The organism is Blautia parvula (assembly GCF_020215665.1).
In the GTDB taxonomy this organism is placed as follows: domain Bacteria; phylum Bacillota; class Clostridia; order Lachnospirales; family Lachnospiraceae; genus Blautia; species Blautia celeris.
In genome coordinates, this window is sequence record NZ_CP084061.1 from 508996 (window position 1) to 525187 (window position 16192).

15 protein-coding genes and 3 pseudogenes are annotated in these 16192 nt (G+C 41.4%); 10 read left to right on the forward strand and 8 right to left on the reverse strand.

Translation table 11 applies throughout. The features are described from left to right. Positions 1-3: 3 nt before the first annotated feature. Positions 4-1131 carry a tyramine oxidase subunit B gene (locus LC508_RS02470; protein WP_054352486.1) on the forward strand — a complete coding sequence of 376 codons (1128 nt, stop codon included), beginning with the start codon at positions 4-6 and terminating at the stop codon, positions 1129-1131. Positions 1132-1234: 103 nt separating this feature from the next. Next, positions 1235-2665, forward strand: a complete 1431-nt coding sequence (locus LC508_RS02475) for an APC family permease (RefSeq protein WP_103732907.1) — start codon at positions 1235-1237, stop codon at positions 2663-2665. A gap of 542 nt (positions 2666-3207) precedes the next feature. Here LC508_RS02475 and LC508_RS28480 read toward each other — a convergent pair. Beyond that, positions 3208-3411 (reverse strand): annotated as a pseudogene (locus LC508_RS28480) (transposase); the annotation flags it as partial. 162 nt (positions 3412-3573) lie between these two features. Here LC508_RS28480 and LC508_RS02485 point away from each other — a divergent pair. The 3 genes from LC508_RS02485 to LC508_RS02495 are packed head-to-tail and all read left to right on the forward strand — an operon-like array spanning position 3574 to position 6806. After that, complete coding sequence (locus LC508_RS02485) at positions 3574-4818, forward strand: tyrosine-type recombinase/integrase (RefSeq protein WP_103733047.1); 1245 nt, start codon at positions 3574-3576, stop codon at positions 4816-4818. Next, positions 4808-5770 carry a tyrosine-type recombinase/integrase gene (locus tag LC508_RS02490; RefSeq protein WP_225305301.1) on the forward strand — a complete coding sequence of 321 codons (963 nt, stop codon included), beginning with the start codon at positions 4808-4810 and terminating at the stop codon, positions 5768-5770. The genes LC508_RS02485 and LC508_RS02490 overlap by 11 nt, the downstream gene beginning before the upstream one ends. Continuing rightward, complete coding sequence (locus LC508_RS02495; RefSeq protein ID WP_225305302.1) at positions 5751-6806, forward strand: tyrosine-type recombinase/integrase; 1056 nt, start codon at positions 5751-5753, stop codon at positions 6804-6806. Before LC508_RS02490 ends, LC508_RS02495 begins: the two co-directional genes overlap by 20 nt. 82 nt (positions 6807-6888) lie before the next feature. Here the strand turns inward: LC508_RS02495 and LC508_RS02500 are convergent. From LC508_RS02500 to LC508_RS02525, 7 genes and pseudogenes are all read right to left on the reverse strand, one after another. Next, positions 6889-7932: pseudogene (locus LC508_RS02500) on the reverse strand (IS256 family transposase); the annotation flags it as partial. 136 nt (positions 7933-8068) lie between these two features. Then, positions 8069-8854, reverse strand: a complete 786-nt coding sequence (locus LC508_RS02505; protein WP_118594152.1) for a transposase — start codon at positions 8852-8854, stop codon at positions 8069-8071. After that, positions 8790-9647: a transposase gene (locus LC508_RS02510; protein WP_207727966.1), complete on the reverse strand. Its 858-nt coding sequence runs from the start codon at positions 9645-9647 to the stop codon at positions 8790-8792. Before LC508_RS02510 ends, LC508_RS02505 begins: the two co-directional genes overlap by 65 nt. Positions 9648-9777: 130 nt before the next feature. Continuing rightward, a complete protein-coding gene (locus LC508_RS28685; RefSeq protein WP_181014547.1) occupies positions 9778-9909 on the reverse strand; it encodes a mobility-associated LCxxNW protein in 132 nt (43 codons plus the stop codon). A 474-nt stretch (positions 9910-10383) separates the two neighbouring features. Next, the gene (locus tag LC508_RS28305; RefSeq protein ID WP_330425254.1) at positions 10384-10779 is read right to left on the reverse strand and encodes an ATP-binding protein; all 396 of its coding nucleotides are present in this window, start codon (positions 10777-10779) and stop codon (positions 10384-10386) included. A gap of 5 nt (positions 10780-10784) precedes the next feature. Then, positions 10785-11012 carry a hypothetical protein gene (locus LC508_RS28310; protein WP_330425253.1) on the reverse strand — a complete coding sequence of 76 codons (228 nt, stop codon included), beginning with the start codon at positions 11010-11012 and terminating at the stop codon, positions 10785-10787. 160 nt (positions 11013-11172) lie between these two features. Then, positions 11173-11436: a hypothetical protein gene (locus LC508_RS02525; protein WP_146051779.1), complete on the reverse strand. Its 264-nt coding sequence runs from the start codon at positions 11434-11436 to the stop codon at positions 11173-11175. 297 nt (positions 11437-11733) lie between these two features. Between LC508_RS02525 and LC508_RS02530 the strand changes: the two genes are divergently transcribed. The 5 genes and pseudogenes from LC508_RS02530 (at position 11734) to LC508_RS02550 (ending at position 16186) form a co-directional block, all read left to right on the forward strand. Continuing rightward, the gene (locus LC508_RS02530; RefSeq protein WP_278308780.1) at positions 11734-12111 is read left to right on the forward strand and encodes a sugar phosphate nucleotidyltransferase; all 378 of its coding nucleotides are present in this window, start codon (positions 11734-11736) and stop codon (positions 12109-12111) included. A 32-nt stretch (positions 12112-12143) separates the two neighbouring features. After that, positions 12144-12509, forward strand: a pseudogene (rfbC, locus tag LC508_RS28690) (dTDP-4-dehydrorhamnose 3,5-epimerase). 234 nt (positions 12510-12743) lie between these two features. Further along, on the forward strand, positions 12744-13634 hold the full coding sequence (locus LC508_RS02540) for a hypothetical protein (RefSeq protein WP_033142829.1): 891 nt from the start codon (positions 12744-12746) through the stop codon (positions 13632-13634). 371 nt (positions 13635-14005) lie between these two features. Then, the gene (locus LC508_RS02545; protein WP_033142830.1) at positions 14006-15670 is read left to right on the forward strand and encodes a hypothetical protein; all 1665 of its coding nucleotides are present in this window, start codon (positions 14006-14008) and stop codon (positions 15668-15670) included. A 51-nt stretch (positions 15671-15721) separates the two neighbouring features. Then, positions 15722-16186, forward strand: a complete 465-nt coding sequence (locus tag LC508_RS02550; protein WP_033142831.1) for a hypothetical protein — start codon at positions 15722-15724, stop codon at positions 16184-16186. Positions 16187-16192: the final 6 nt, after the last annotated feature.

The window sequence follows — 16192 nt, forward strand, 5'->3', positions numbered from 1 at the left end:
AATATGAGCTTAGAGTTTAGATATTTAAATGAGGAAGAAATGATTCAAGCTGGCGTCAAGGATATGGCTAGATGCATTACAGCAATGGAAGATATGTTTATTCTTCTTAATAAAGAAGACTATAGAATGGGTGGTGAAAATGCAAACGAACATGGGATTCGAGTTTCTTTCCCTAAGACAACTACTATTGAGGGAATGCCAACTCACAAGCCTGATTTTAGATTTATGGCTATGCCTGCATATTTAGGCGGACGATTTAAGATGTTCGGAATTAAAAGCTATGGTTCTAATCCAGATAATATTAAGAAGGAGTTACCAAGATCCATTCTTATGATGTCTCTTATGGATGCAACTACAGGTGCTCCTATCGCATATATGTCAGCAAACATTCTGAGTGCAATGAGAACAGGTGCAACATGTGGACTTGGTGCAAAGCATCTCAGTGTTAAGACCTCTAAAGTTGTTGCTATCATCGGACCTGGTACCATGAGCAGATATACAATGGAGGCATTTGTTGAAGCTCAGCCTACTATTGAAACTGTTAAGATTAAAGGAAGAGGACAGGCAAATATTGAGAGATTTATTGATTTCTGCAAATCTGAGTTTCCTGGAATTAAGAACTATGTAGTTTGCGACACTCTTGAAGATGTATGTAATGATGCTGACATCGTGTTCTATGGAACAACGAATGCTGCAAAATATGAAGATAATCCTACAGTAAAGAAAGCATGGCTTAAGAAAGGGGCATTAGTAGTTGCTGCATCGGCGCTCCTTGTCGATACTGAATTCTTATCAGATTCAGGAGTAAAGCTCATCTCTGATAATTACAAAATGTATGATGGTTGGGGAAGTGGTCAGCCATTACCTACTCAGAAGAATGTATCTACACTCCTTGGTATGGGATTCTATGATGCAGTTACTGAAGGAAGAATTTCTAGAGATTCTATCACAGAAATCGGTGAAATCCTCTGCAATGAAAAGCCTGGTAGAGATTCTGAAGATCAGATTATCCTCTATGCAGTTGGAGGTATGCCAATCGAAGACGTTGCATGGGCTAACGATGTTTATGATGTAGCCGTTGAAAAAGGAATCGGAACAGTATTAAAAGTTTGGAATCAGCCTGAATTATAATTCTAATCAATATGCGTATGAATGATTGGAGCAATGGCGCTCATGCGTTCATACGCATATGTTGTATCAGCGCTATTTCAACCAAGGAAGGTTGATAGAATTTATGAAAGAAAATAAACGTGAGCTAAATAAAGTTCTAAATACGGGTGATGTTCTGGTTACAGCATTCGGAGCAATGATAGGCTGGGGATGGGTAGTCTCTTCAGGTGGTTGGATTGAAGCATCTGGGGCATTGGGAACGGCACTTGGATTTATTATTGGCGGTATTATGATCTACTTTGTTGGTATGGTATATGCGGAGTTAACTACAGCCATCCCAGAAACTGGAGGACCAAAAGTGTTCTCTGCTAAAGCATTTGGGCCGAATGTTTCATTCGTGTGTTCATGGGCGATGTTTTTTAGTTATATAGGAGTTGTTTGCTTTGAAGCATGTTCACTCCCGACTATTATACAGTACATATTCCCTGAATTCTTAAAAGGTTATTTATACACAGTTGCAGGATTTGATATCTACGCTACTTGGCTGATTGTAGCAGTGATTGCAACTGCACTTATTACTGGAATCAATATTTTAGGTGTAAAGGCAGCAGCTACTTTACAGAAGATTCTCACAATTACAATTGCAACGGTTGGTATAATTCTCGTAGCTGTATCTGCGGTAAAGGGTAATTTTAATAATCTTGCTGGACAGCTCATTGCTGGTTCAGACGGTGTTTCAGTAATCAAAAACATAATGAGTATAGCGGTAGTAGCACCTTTCTTCCTATTTGGGTTTGATGTTATTCCGCAGGCAGCGGAGGAAATTAACGTCCCATTAAAGAAAGTGGGAAAGTTGTTGGTATTTTCGATTATTTTGGCAGTAGCATTCTATGCTTTGGTTGTATTTGCAATTGGATATGGATTAAATTCAGAAGGTATTGAAAAATCAATGAGTTCAACTGGATTGGTTGCGGCTGATACAATGGCTAAGTTATTCAACAGTGCTGTAATGGCCAAAGTACTTATCATAGGTGGCATGTGTGGTATTATTACAAGTTGGAATTCTTTTCTTATGGGTGGTAGTAGAGTATTATTCTCAATGGCTGAATCTAATATGGTTCCTAAAAGATTTGCAGTTTTACATTCTAAATATAGAACACCGGTTACTTCTCTTTTATTAATTGGAGCACTTTCGATTGTGTCATTATTTTGTGGAAGAGTGATGCTTGTATGGATTTCTGATGTTGCAAGTTTTGCATGTTGTTTTTCGTATTGTATAGTTGCGTTGTCCTTCTTAAAACTTAGAAAAATTGCTCCCAATATGTCTAGACCATTCAAAATAAAGAGTGCAAGATTTGTTGGTATCATGGCAATTCTTATGTCTGGATTGATGTGTGTGTTATATATAATACCTAATTCCGGATGCACATTTACAGTCCAAGAATGGGTAATCGGCATAGTTTGGATAGTGTTGGGATTAGTCTTTGCGATTGTTTGTAAGACGAAATATAAAGATAATTTTGGAAAGACGACTAAAAGGTGCCAAAATGACTAAAAGGTGTAAAAGGTTCCAGGTACCGCGAACACAATACGAAATCAATTTCGTTTAATAATTTATGATGACAGGGGACAATGTGGTAAAGTTAACGTCAACTTAAGCAACAGCGTAGATTGATCAGCGGTTGAAACACGGAAAGTGAAGTAATAAAATACGAGAAACACTTGTTAACTAAACTGAAAGTTCAATTAGAAGGTGAACTATTAAAAAAGGGCGCACCGAATAAAGCTATTTGAAGATGATTACGAAAAAATTTAGAATGCGACTTTCTTGTTATTGAAATGAGTCCTACCAATGGCTTTGTTTTTCTTTCGGCTGAAGGAACGGCCTGGCTGTATTTGAGACCGTGTTTGCAATGCAGCCTCGATTAGATCATTTATAGAGACTATGAAGAAAAGTCTGTAAATAAGATTCTTCTATGATAATGAGTGGTGAAAAGTCTTAAGAATAGGCTTTTCACCCTTACTTTATATATAACAGTTACAAAAAGGCATGTCAACAGCAGGCGGTAAATCCGCCTGTTATTTGCTCATGTTCGATCACTCCGGAAGCCGTCCTTCGTACATGATACTTAATTCTCCATACACCTGAGCCCAGTTCCGGATGGTTGTGGTCCATTTCTTTGTGGCCTCAAAGGTTGCTAAATATAACGCTTTGAGCAACGCTGTGTCGCTTGGAAATACGCTTCTCTGGCGGTTCAGCTTTCGATAAGTGGAATTCAGCGATTCAATGGCATTTGTCGTACTATCACGAAATCGGCATAGTACGACTTATGCCGACAAAAAAACTATACCGACATTTTTAACAAATCCCTCATTCACTGGCTCTTTCGAAAAAATATCGGTATAGTTTTTGACCTTTTCTTAAATATCCCTCATGATGGAACAAAAAGAAGGAGGTTTCCTATGATGAGGGAAAAACAAAAGGAACTTAATGGATCGATCCGGGAAGTAATGGATCAGATGGCCGAAAGAAGGTATGGAAAAAAGACACTTATACATTACCAGTCCAGTTACCAGCTTCTGATATCTCTGGCACAGCATATGGGAGAGGGAAGGCTTTCGGAGGAACTCATAAAAACTTTTCTGGACAGTCCGGCCACATGCAGTGAAAAATGGATCCAGAAGGAACTGACCCACCGAAAACGCTGTATCCGGCTGCTCCTGTCGCTTATACAAACAGGGACTGTTGACTGGAGAAGGCAGGATACAGAAGGTATATCCGAAAAACTTGTGAATGAAGGATTCCGATTGGAAATAAAAAGCTTTGTCAAAGTTCTGGAACAGGAGGGACTCAGCCCCAATACCATAGCCGGATATCAGCGTATCGTTACCTATTTTTTGTTGTTCTGCCAAAAAAACGGGTATGGGAAGTTATCCGATATCAGGACAGATGATGTGAGCACTTTTATCGTATCTCTTTACAAAGATGGACGGTACCAGCCGTCCACGATCGGAAGCGGCCTGGCAGGATTGCGCAGGTTCCTTTCCAGTAATGGCCACACGGCACAGTTTCTTCTGGAGATACCGGTGCATCTGCCAAAGGAAATAAAGATCATAGAGATCTATCAGGAGGAGGAGCTTGCGGCTCTCAGAACAACGCTCTCATCAGGGCTTTTGACAAAAAGAGATACTGCTGTCTGTAAGCTTCTTTTAGAGACAGGGCTCCGGGGGACCGATGTCTGTTCTTTGAAGCTGAAAGATATCGACTGGGAGAAGGACTGCATTTCCATCATTCAGGATAAGACAGGGAAACCGCTCATCCTTCCCTTGAGGGCGTCTTACGGGAATGCTATCGCTGATTACATCCTGAAGGAACGCCCTAAGAGCGGATCAGACAATGTTTTTTTGAAAACTTTTGCACCGTTTGGGCCCCTGGGTACGGGGAGCATTTATGAGATCCTGAAAAAACTGGAGGGGCTTGCCGGGATCAAAAACGAAGGACGGCCTGTGGGGAGCCGGATGACAAGGCACCACGCCGCATCCTCCATGCTGCGGGCGGGCATCCCCATGCCAGATATCTCAGCAGTTCTCGGGCACAGAGATCCAAACACGGTATCCGTATATCTTTCAACGGATGCCATCAGTCTGGCTGCTTGTACACTCCCGCTCCCTCCTGTTTGGAAAGGGGGTATCGCCCATGTACAGTAAATCTCTTCCGGAACTTGCCAGCCAGTTTGTTTCTTATAAAAAGGCTAATGGGTATCAATACGAGACTGGAGCTTATTATCTAAAGAAGTATGTCCGGTTTGCCATGGAGACAGCTCCTGAAACCGCAGTTCCGGACAAAGCAAGCGTTGAGGGGTTTCTTGAAAGGCTCCAGGATACCCCGGGAGGCCTTTATAATGCGGCCGCATTCCTGCGTGAGTTCAGCAGATACCTTCATGCACGGGGCCTCAAAGCATATCTTATCCCGTCCGGAAGGCTGCATCCCCCCACACCGGCCCAACCGTATTTTTTTACGGAGGATGAGATCATCGCGTTCTTCATGGAATGCGACCGAATGCCGGATACACCCTATTTAAAGGGAAGGCATCTGATCCTCCCCGCGATCTTCCGGCTTATGTACTGCTGTGGGCTCCGCTGTAAAGAGGCACGCACACTTGCCAGGCAAAACGTACATCTGGATCAGGGTTATCTCGATGTCCTCCAGTCCAAGGGGCCCAAGAGCCGGAGAGTCTATATTTCCCAAGAACTTACGGAATATCTGGCTGGCTATGACAGCCGGATCAGCCGCCTGTTCCCGGACCGCACGTTCTTTTTCCCAAACAGGAAAGGCCGTCCATACGGTGCCTGCTGGCTGGAACGGAACTTCCTGCGTTTCTGGTATACCGCTTTCCCGGAAAAGAAGGATTCGGGCATCAGCATCCGTGCATATGATCTCCGACATCACTTTGTCTATGCCAACATGAACCGCTGGCTGCGGGAGGAGAAGGACGTAAACGCCATGCTCCCTTACCTTATGCGGTATATGGGGCATTCCGAGATCAAAAATACCCTGTATTATTTCCATCTTGTGCCGGATATTTATGGCGGGATCCTGGAGATGTCCGGGCATTCGGAAGGGCTGATACTGGAGGTGGATGATGGCAGGGAGGAATGATAAAAACACCCCCAAAAGGTTTGACAGCGTTTTCTTCTGGGAGACGGCCAGACGCTTTCTGGACCACGAGCTTCCAAAGATCAGGAAAAAGAGCGGGAATACAGTTGCTTCTTACCGCTCCTCGCTCAACACCTGTATTGACTTTCTGGAGGAGATGAAAGGTATCTGCCGTGAACGTGTATGTTTCAATGACCTGGACAGAAAAAGCCTGAAAGATTATCTTGTATGGATGGCTGATATCAAGAGCTGGAGTCCAAAGACCTGTAATCTCCGGCTGACCGCAGCGAGAGCCCTGCTGTCGTATGCATCGGAAGAATGCATCGATATTACCCCGCTCTTTGTTTCAAGCCAGACGATACATAGTTTGAATGTCCCCGGAGGCGAGATCAGGTATTTTGAAGATCATCAGATAAAGGCACTTCTTGACCCGCCTGGTAGGGAGAAACGGTCTGAACGCCGGAACCGGGTGCTCCTGGTCCTTGGATATGATGCCGCCATGCGGGTAGGGGAACTGACAGGGGTGAAGGTCCATGACCTGCATCTTAATGCGGAAACACCTTATATCCGGATACTTGGAAAAGGCGAAAAATACAGGAGTGTCCCACTGATGAAAAAGACTGTGCAGCACCTGAGGGGATACCTCGGGGAATTTCATGGGGATCTCCCTGAACCGGACGCGCCTCTCTTTTATACGGCCACACATGGGGTGAGGCATGGGCTGTCAGATGACTGCATCCAGAAAGTCTTGAAAAAGTATGCGGAAAAATGCCGGAATGAAGGGGTCCCAATGCCGGAGGACATCCATTTCCACATGGTAAGAAAGACCAGGGCGATGAGCTTATACCAGGAGGGATGTCCTTTATCCTATATCCAGCAGATGCTTGGACATGAAAATATCTCAACCACCTCCGGATTCTACGCCTTTGTGACCCTGGATACATTAGCAAAGGTATTGGAACAGACAAATCCGGATGGAGGAGATGCAGAAAAGAACTGGAAGGATAAAAAAATATCGGAAGCTTTATACCGGCTATAAAAACTATACCGACATTTTTTTAGAAAGACCTTGTAAATACGGGATTTCTTAGAAATGTCGGTATAGTTTCTTTGTCGGCATAAGTCGTATATATGACCTTCCTGACCATTGCTGAAAACTTGAAAATTGGGGATATGGCATCCCAGTTATCCTTCCAGCGCTTCATGGAATTCGGATATTTGGGCGTCCATTTTTCTGTTACCCGGTCAAGTGCTGCCAGCGCCTTTTTTTCATCAGCTGCCTGGTAGATGGTCTTTAGATCTGCGGCAAATGCCTTCCTGTCTTTATCCGGAACATATTTTAATGTGTTTCTTACCTGATGGACAATGCATCTCTGATATTCTGTTTTGGGGAATGCGGCAGCAATGGCTTCCTTTATTCCCGTAAGGCCGTCCGCACAGATGATGAGGATGTCTTTTACCCCCCGGTTCTTCAGTTCATTTAAAACAGACAGCCAGTATTTTGAACTTTCATTCTCTCCCACATGGATTGTCAGTACCTCTTTCTTTCCTTCTGTATTGATCCCAAGGATGACATAGGCGGCAAGCTTGCGGATCACACCATTGTCACGGACAGAATAGTGGATGGCGTCAATGTAAAGGATGGGATAGACATTATCCAGAGGACGGTTCTGCCAGTCTTCGATCTGAGGAAGGATCTTGTCTGTAACATCAGAAATAAATCCTTCCGAGGTCTCAAATCCGTAGATATCTTCAATAGTTTCAGATATCTGCCGGGTAGTCATTCCCTTCGCATACATGGAAATGATCTTCTGGTCAATATCAGAAATGTCTTTCTGGCGTTTTTTGACCACCTGTGGTTCAAAGGTAGATTTTCGGTCTTGCGGCACATCGATTTCCATGGAACCGAAACTACTGTTGACCCGTTTTCGTTTGTAACCGTTCCGGTAATCATCATTGTCTGAGCGTTCCGATTTTTGATATCCCAGGTGATCATCCAGCTCAGCCTCCATCATTTCCCTGATGGTTCCGCCAAGAAGATCTTTCAGGGCATCCTGAATGTCTTCAGCTGTCTGAATATCGTATTCTTCCAAAAGCTGATGGATAATGCTGCGCTTTCCTTCCGTCATTTGTACTCTGTGTACTGGTTTCTTTTGTCTTGCCATAATAAAAGGCCCTCCTATGATTTTTATTTTATCATAGAAGAACCTTATAAATCCTATTTTACAGAAAAAGTTTCACACTCTCGCGGAAGAACCCCATTTAGAGCACACTGCACAGCGCTATAGGGTTCTTCCGCAATTATCCGTAAATAGGCTTCACTGCGTACATTAATTTTGCTGCCAACAGGAGCTTGCTACACCTTCCGTACATCGTACGTTTTACCATTTTAAGTTTGCTGTTAGTTCCTTCTACAAATCCATTCGATAATGTACTGGCCACTGAATTTTCAACAGCATCAAGGTCTTTTTCCAAACCTGTGGCGAAACGGGCAAGCTCTTTTAATTCTGATGTTTTATATTTCCCGATATACAAATACAGTAGTGCCATATTTTTCTTCTCGTATATTTCACGAAATTCCCGGATGCACGCCATAAGCTCCCTAAGTTTTGGGTATGTCTGCAATAAACATGCTTTATGGTTGCCTGTAAGTTCTGCCCCCATCCACAAGAAGCGGAACACACCGCTTCTGGATATACGGTCATACTTTTGCAATTTTTTCTTTTTTTGCACTGCTTCAGCAGAAGAACTCTTGTAAACAGCTATATCAATCTGAAACCGTTCTATAATTTTGTTCATAAAGTCGTAAGCCGCAGTCTGTCCGCCTTTATAGCCTTTTGCAAGGATGCTGCGGTATACGTCTTTCCGGCACAAGGCCTCATAATCCCCATTTAGATACTTTGTCACTGTGTTCCTGCTGCAATGCAGCATCTTAGAAATTTGCCTTTTACTGTACCCGGCAGAATCGTATTCGTAGATTGCCTTATAAAGCTGTACACTTTTTTCATTATATTCAATGACATTATCCACACAGCATGGCGTTTTTTTTACCAGTTTCATCCTCACTGGTGTTTTCTCTGCTGTCATAATCAGAAGGAATCCTGATGTCAACAGGCAGTTCGGAATTCACTGTATTTTTTATTGCTTCCAAAAGATTCTGGTGGAGATGGAATCTGTCTGCGATCTGCATGGCATCCGGCAATATCTCGGTTATTGCAGAAGAATAGGCACTTGCCCGGTCTCTGGTCACCGCTTTTACATGCTTGTTCTTACTGAGCCATTCCTTCAGGGTATTGCCGTCACGTCCATCCAGAATTGCAACCGGATGATGTGTGGCTTCATCTACAATGATTGTCCCATAGGTGTGCCTCTTCTTAAACGCAAAGTCATCCACTCCGATGATGATCCCGCATTCTGCTTCCGGCTGCATGGAATATCTCTTAACCAGTAAACGGATCACACTGTCGCCGCTGGTTCTCAGATTCATGGCACGGCAGATTCGCGCACAGCCCTCGCAGCTTGTCTCCAGGGCCAGTGTGCATATAAAATCTGCGCAGCGATCTGTCATACGACTGTAATAGTTTAAGAATCCATTAATATTTTCAGCAAAGGTAGTCACATCACAGGCTGGGTTATCACATTGATACTCATATGTATTTACCAAAAGGTATGTGCTCTTCCCTAAAATTGGAAGGTCTTGTATCTTTCTTTCATATGTCCCGTGCCTATGTTTGGAAACAGTACTGCATTTTGGGCATTTACAGCTCTTGGAACGGGCAAACATTTTAACAAAGATTTCCTTGTCTCCCTGGCAAATCTGGGCGATTTCCATTTCTTTCGGATAAAATTTCTGTAGGTCCAACGTGGTTGTTATAGGCATAGGCTTTCCCCCCTGATAAAAATCTATGTCTAAATATTACCATGGTAAGGGGATTATATCAATGCCGTGTACGGACAATTGCGGAAGAACCCCATACAGTGCACTCCTTCCGGTCATTAGAGCATTACTGTTAATCCGGAATCTTTATTCCGTTTTCTTTTAGCAATGATTCAAGTAACTTCACACGACCTAGCAGGTAATTGATTTCGCTCCAATTGGAGGAACATAATTCCGCGGCTTGAATATTCTGCTTCAAAAACATCACATGTCCGGAAATATGGAAAGCATTTATCTGGTTATCGGAAATCACCTTAAATCAGCTTAACTATATATCATTCTATGAGGATTGTTTTGTCAAGGACTTGCCGCCATTGGCGGTGCTTGCACCCTTGATAAATCAAGGCGCATAGAATATCATTTATATGCTGATTTCCATTCACCGGAATTATGATTTCCTTACACCGGACTGGTGATGGATTCCACACCGGATTATTCACGGCTTCCTGTAAAGCTATCTGTGCTACTTGATGATTAATCAGTACTGCACATTTATTGTTGTTGAAGGGACATTCTTGCATTATGATATGCCTCCTTCCGTTTTTGCCTTTAATCCATGCCGGCATCTCATTGATACTTTTCCTTCGATGAAAACGTCGTATGCATTGTTTGTAATACGGTCCATGATAGCTTCCGCTATAGGGCTTCCTTCGTCGTATTCTGAATCAATACGTCCATACTACTCTTCATTATTGTACTGGCTACAAAGAATCATGGAACCTTTTGGACTATTAATCCTCTTTTCCACGGTTTCAAGAAGGTCATATCTTTCCTGTGCGGTAAGTTTTCGAATTAGCCATTCATCAATAATGAGAAGTTCTGCCTTACAGTAAGCATTCATTACCTTACGAAATGTTCCGTCTGATTTTGCGAGTGAAAGTTCATCAAGCAATTCAGGCATTCTGATATATCGTACGGTTTTGAATTTCCGGCAGGCAGCATTCCCCAGTGCACATGCTATGTAGGTCTTGCCCGAACTGGCGGCTCCCTTCAGGATGATATGATGACTTTCATTTATATACTGACATGTTGAAAACCTAATTAACCGGGCTTTATCAAGCTTGCGATCCGGCAGATACTCTAATCCTCAATACAAGCGGAAGATATAGAAAAGGTGGCTCTTTTTATAAGATTCTTTAGTTTGTTCGCCTGACGCCGGTTCCATTCAGCATCAACAAGAAGAGCTAAGCGTTCTTCGAATCCCAATGAGTTGAATGACCTGAAATCGTTGATCTGATTTTGAAATTCATCAGCCATGGCACTACAGTTGAGAGCCTTCAGTTTTTCGAAAGTAGATGCGTTAATCATTCTGCGTCACCTCCGTTTCTGTAGGCTGCATGACCACGGGTTATACCGTTGCTTCTTTTTTCATTTGGTTGTCTTATACCTTTGACATCAGAGGTAAGTTTATCCTGTCTATTCTTAAGGATGGTAATAATACTTCTTAATGATGGCTGTATTGTAACCGTTAAAAGTCTTTCACAGGCTTTTCTATACGGTAGTTTCCGTATTTTTCGGCAGCTTTCATTAATCCGATACAATACTTGTATCCCTGTTCCGGTTCTTTTTCGGAATATAAGAAATGATTAACCGTTTTTAATATAGATAACCCGATACTTTCAGCCCAAGCAACAAACTCGTCAGGATTATAAGAAAGATACTTCTGATGATTGAGTGGAATATGCATCCTTGATGCAGATAGAATCTCTCTGAGGGTTAGTTTTTCTGGCATGTGAGGCGACGCGGCCACCATGATAAAAAACCTCTACCATTGCATTGGTCAAACGAATATCTACCTGTTCCCCGATTTAATTAAATGGAATTGAGTATTTATTGATTCCGTCACTTATGAGATGGTCGTTTTGAACCTTTGCAGTGGACCAGACTGCCGGTTCGTAAGGGGCTTTGGGAAACGGCTGCATAAACATAACAGCTGCAGGAAAGTACAGCCATAAACAGGTATGCAGGAGTCGCTTCACCTGTAACTTCATCGAATATATCAATTGTCCCACCAGCCCAGTCAACTTCCATTTCATCACCCGGTCTTTACTTCTATCCGGCAGGCGTGTCGGATATGGCAAAGGATGTGAAGCCTTCTGCCCATGGCGAGCTTGAGATTATCACACTCAATGAGAGGTACCTCGATCAGAACCGCCTGGATGTGCAATTGTTAGGGAGTGGCTTTGCTTGGCTCGATATCGGCACGATGGAGAGTCGGCTTGAGGCGGCAGAATTTGTACATAAGGTAGAAACACGCCAGGGAGTGAAGATTTCAGCTCCGGAGAAAATCGCATTCCGATATGGTTGGATTGATAAGGAAGAGCTGTTAAAGTCAGCCGAAAAATACGGAAAGAGTCCTTACGAACAACACTTAAAGGCGGTAGTAGAAGGGGAGGTACGTGGATAATGAAAGCAATAGAAACGTAGATTCCCGAAGTAGTGATTATCGAAACAGATGTATTTGCTGATTATAGAGGATACTTCACAGAGACATATAAGAAACCAAAATATGAAGCAATTGGCATCACAACAGAATTTGTACAGGATAGCATGAGTTTCTCTGCGCAAAAGGGAACCTTGCGTGGTCTCCATTGGAAGAATCCGCCTTCTGCTAAGGCAAAGCTGGTTTCCTACACAAAGGGAAAGGTGATTGATGTTGCCGTAGATATTCTCAAAAGCAGTCCAACATCTGGTTAGTGGGTAAGTTGCGAACTAAGTGAGGAGAATCACAGACAGTTTTTTATTACCCATGGGTTTGCACACGGATTCCTTATGTATACGGTTTGTTGCACAGTAAGTAGGTAATAATCCGTTCATAAAATTAGCCCTCCGTTTTCTGGAGTTTTAGGAGTTGCTTCCAAAACTCTAAAATTTAAAAACTAATTAAGATAGATTTTTACAAAAAATAGAAGTCACTATCTTATTTGACATTTACTGCCCCAGCGAATCGAGTTGCGGCTCTTGCAGATTAAACCTGTTTGTTGTAAAATATAATTACAAAATATAGCCTTAATTAAAGAAATCAATGGAGCATGTAATATGTCAAATATAAAAGAGTTAATATTTAAAAAAAATTGGGAAATTTGGGATAAAAAGGTTTTAGAAGAAGTTGAATTTTCACTGGACAGTATTCAATCAGAGGATATAATCTCTATATCTTTTGGTGAATTACAGGATTTTAATTCAAGGAATATGCCTGCTTTATTGGTGTTGATTTTTCGTATTTATGAAATAACTGGTAAACAGATTTCTCTTATAAACATAGCGGATAAAATCTATAACTATCTTTTGGTGAGAGGAATCTTCAAACTTACACAGTTACGGGCTGACAGGAATCGGATTAAGAAGAAAGTAGAAGTTATTCAGGAATCAGAATCACTTATACCGATAATGTATATCCGGACCCAGGAAGGAATATTTGACTATCATGTTAAATTGCAGCAGGTATTGAATAGAAGCGGTATTAACGATCAATTTGCTCTTTTAAACATGATAATGGAACTTCTGCAAAATGGGGAAGAGCATGGAAGAGGGGAGCTCGCAAAATCTGATGCTGAGAAGAAGGCAAGGTATGGAAAGATTGATCTTTATACATTTTGTGATGAGTGGAATGGAAAGCTTTGTCTAGTGGTAATGGATTTTGGTATTGGATTTTTGGAAAGCCTACGTCAGAATAAGGGATACGAGAATCAAATTTTGACTAATAAAGAGGCAATTACAAAAGTGCTGGAGGACCATATTTCCTGCAGAAACGTAAATGGAGGAATGGGATATATCTGCATTGAGAATATTATAGATAAACATAATGGAAAGTTACTGATTTCATCAGGAGATGCAACGGTAATTTATCGGAATGGAACAGTATATTATTTGGATGACCATAGAAGAATTAGAGGATCAGTTGTATATATTGAAATTTGCAAATGCTAAACAAAATACTGCTTACAATTTATTTGTAAGCAGTATTTTTATGTAATATGATGAATAATGGGTATTAATTGTAGAAAAAAATTTTTTTTCAGAAACTATTGTAAAAATTCATCAGATATGCTAAGATAAAGTTACTTGATATTCACTTATTAAAAGTGATGAATGGAGGAGGGGAATGCGTGCGATGAGAATAATAGGGATAATTGGTTTTGAGTTAAAATAAAAAAATAGTATTATTTTTGGCTCTAATATTCACATTCTAAAAGTGAACAATATAAAAAACATTAACTTGATAATAATATTAAGAAACGATATATTTAGTGATTATTTTGAGCTTTTCACAATCATAGAGTTGACCGCAAGAAGAATTTGTGGAAAGTTTATGCAGAGATTATACAACAGGAAGAACTATAATAATTAAAAAGCAGGAGAAAACTGCAGGGAGGGAGAAAAATAATATGAAAAACAAAGTAATTACAGTATTTTTAATTGCTATTCTGACGATAGCAACATTTTCAGGATGTTCAGATCAAAGAGCAGACAGCATTCCTTATCCGGATGAATTTATTGTTCCAAAAGCAGAAAAAATAGAATCTTCTGCTCAGGATGAAGAGAAAGTCCTCCAAAAAGAGAAGAATGAACGCAGTGAGGACGCTACAGAGAAAAGCGGAGAGATAAGAAATAAAGTGGATGCAGCAGATAATACGACGCCTCATGTGGCCAATAATTTTTTCGACGTATCCGGAAGTATGAGACGTTCGGCGGAAGTTGTGAACATTCATTCGGCGGCCAGTAAATCCGAAGCAGGATTTGAGAGACATTACTACACATTAGATTCAAAGCAGAATCTAATGGAGACAGACGAAAGACTTAGTCTCAGCGGCCAGTACGGGGTCGGCGCAGTGATTGATTTGATTGGAACTGTAGATATTCCGACAGACTCGAACGGAGTCAATATCCTTACCACAGATTTGCAGACTGGAACAAGCTGTACAGAGATTGGGGAGTGGCTTGTGAATACGGGAAGCACTGGATATACATTTTACGTGTTCACCATGACTTATGATGGAAGTCTTCAATTTAGGGCCTATACTTCCAACAGCGTTAAAGAAGATGTTTCCATATCGGATTGTTATTTCTCTGAAAAAGAGTTCCTGATGGTTGTCTTCGGTCAAAACAATCTGGTTGAGGCCTTTGATACGCGTTTTCAATCTAAAATTGGTGATTCTCTCAACTATGATAAGTGTCATGTTTCTCTTAACGTAAAAGAAGAACAGCCTAAGAGTTTTCTGGAATTGCATTCGAGCAAATGCTTTACAGACAATCTGGCCAATATTACATATGACGGGACAAACTACTGCTATGGATTAGCAGAAGCTGTTACCAGAGACACAGAGTTTACTTTGGATAATACATTTGTGTATATGAAAAGTAAGAAGTCTGCAAATGCTGATACAGATGCCGTTAAGGCTGTTCTTTATGGAACATCTGATGAGGGAATTCCTGAAATTATAAAAGACGAAACTAAAATAAAGGTGTTAGAGTTTGATCCTGAATCAAATATGTACAGGGACAGCAGTGTGGGATTTGATGTGGATATAGAATCATGTCCGAATGGTATGAAAGCAGCAGAGGATGAGGAGCTCAATGCTGAATTAGGCGGTAATCTTGTGGCAAAAGGCCCTGTACTTGCTGTTACTGCAGAGAACAAGGCGCTACCAAAAGGATTATATGCAGTGGAAGTACAGCTTGTATGCGCAGCAACAGGTGAAGCTGCTAGTCTGCAGAAGTTTGCTGTTTCCCATAGTGCAGGGCTGGAGGAATACATCTCTGCCCTGAAAACAGAATGTATATCAAAAAAGGTAAATGGCAAAGCTAGTACATCCAGATATAACTATGTAGGGAATCCGGATGATTCTGTGTTCACCAGTCTGCTGGAATTTGAACGGCTGGCTGATGAATTGATTGCTGCAGGGGTGGAGTCCGGGGCTGATAACAATGCTATTACATTCCGACTAATCATTGACAATAGATAGTATCTGTTTTGATATGAAGTATTATAGATAAAATGAATGGAGGACACAGTTATGAACAGTGAATTTACTAATTTTTTCCGCAGTGTAGGAGTAATGATCATGTTAATGGTTTTGGTTACTTTGGGATTATACCGTATTGCTTATATTACCGGGGCGGGAAATGCGGCATTTTATCAGAGCCTGTTGTTTGTCTTCGGACAGGCAGTGGTGCAGATTTTATTTTATGGTCTATGGTACCGCAAGGTTAATCGTCTGGCAGCAGATATGTATGATACTACAGAAAAAAGAAGTATGGCATTCCGCTATAAAAACAGATATCTCCTATTGGCAGTAGTTGTAACAGGATTAATTGCAGGTATTGCTATATCAGCTATGTTGGTACATGTGATTTTTGTGGGAATTAGTTTTACATATTGCAGCAGTTCGGTATGGACTATGTTTTTTGTAGGCAATGTTGCATTGTTTGTACTGATGCGTTTTTGTGGATTGCCAAACCGGGTGACCAATACATATTAAGGGAGA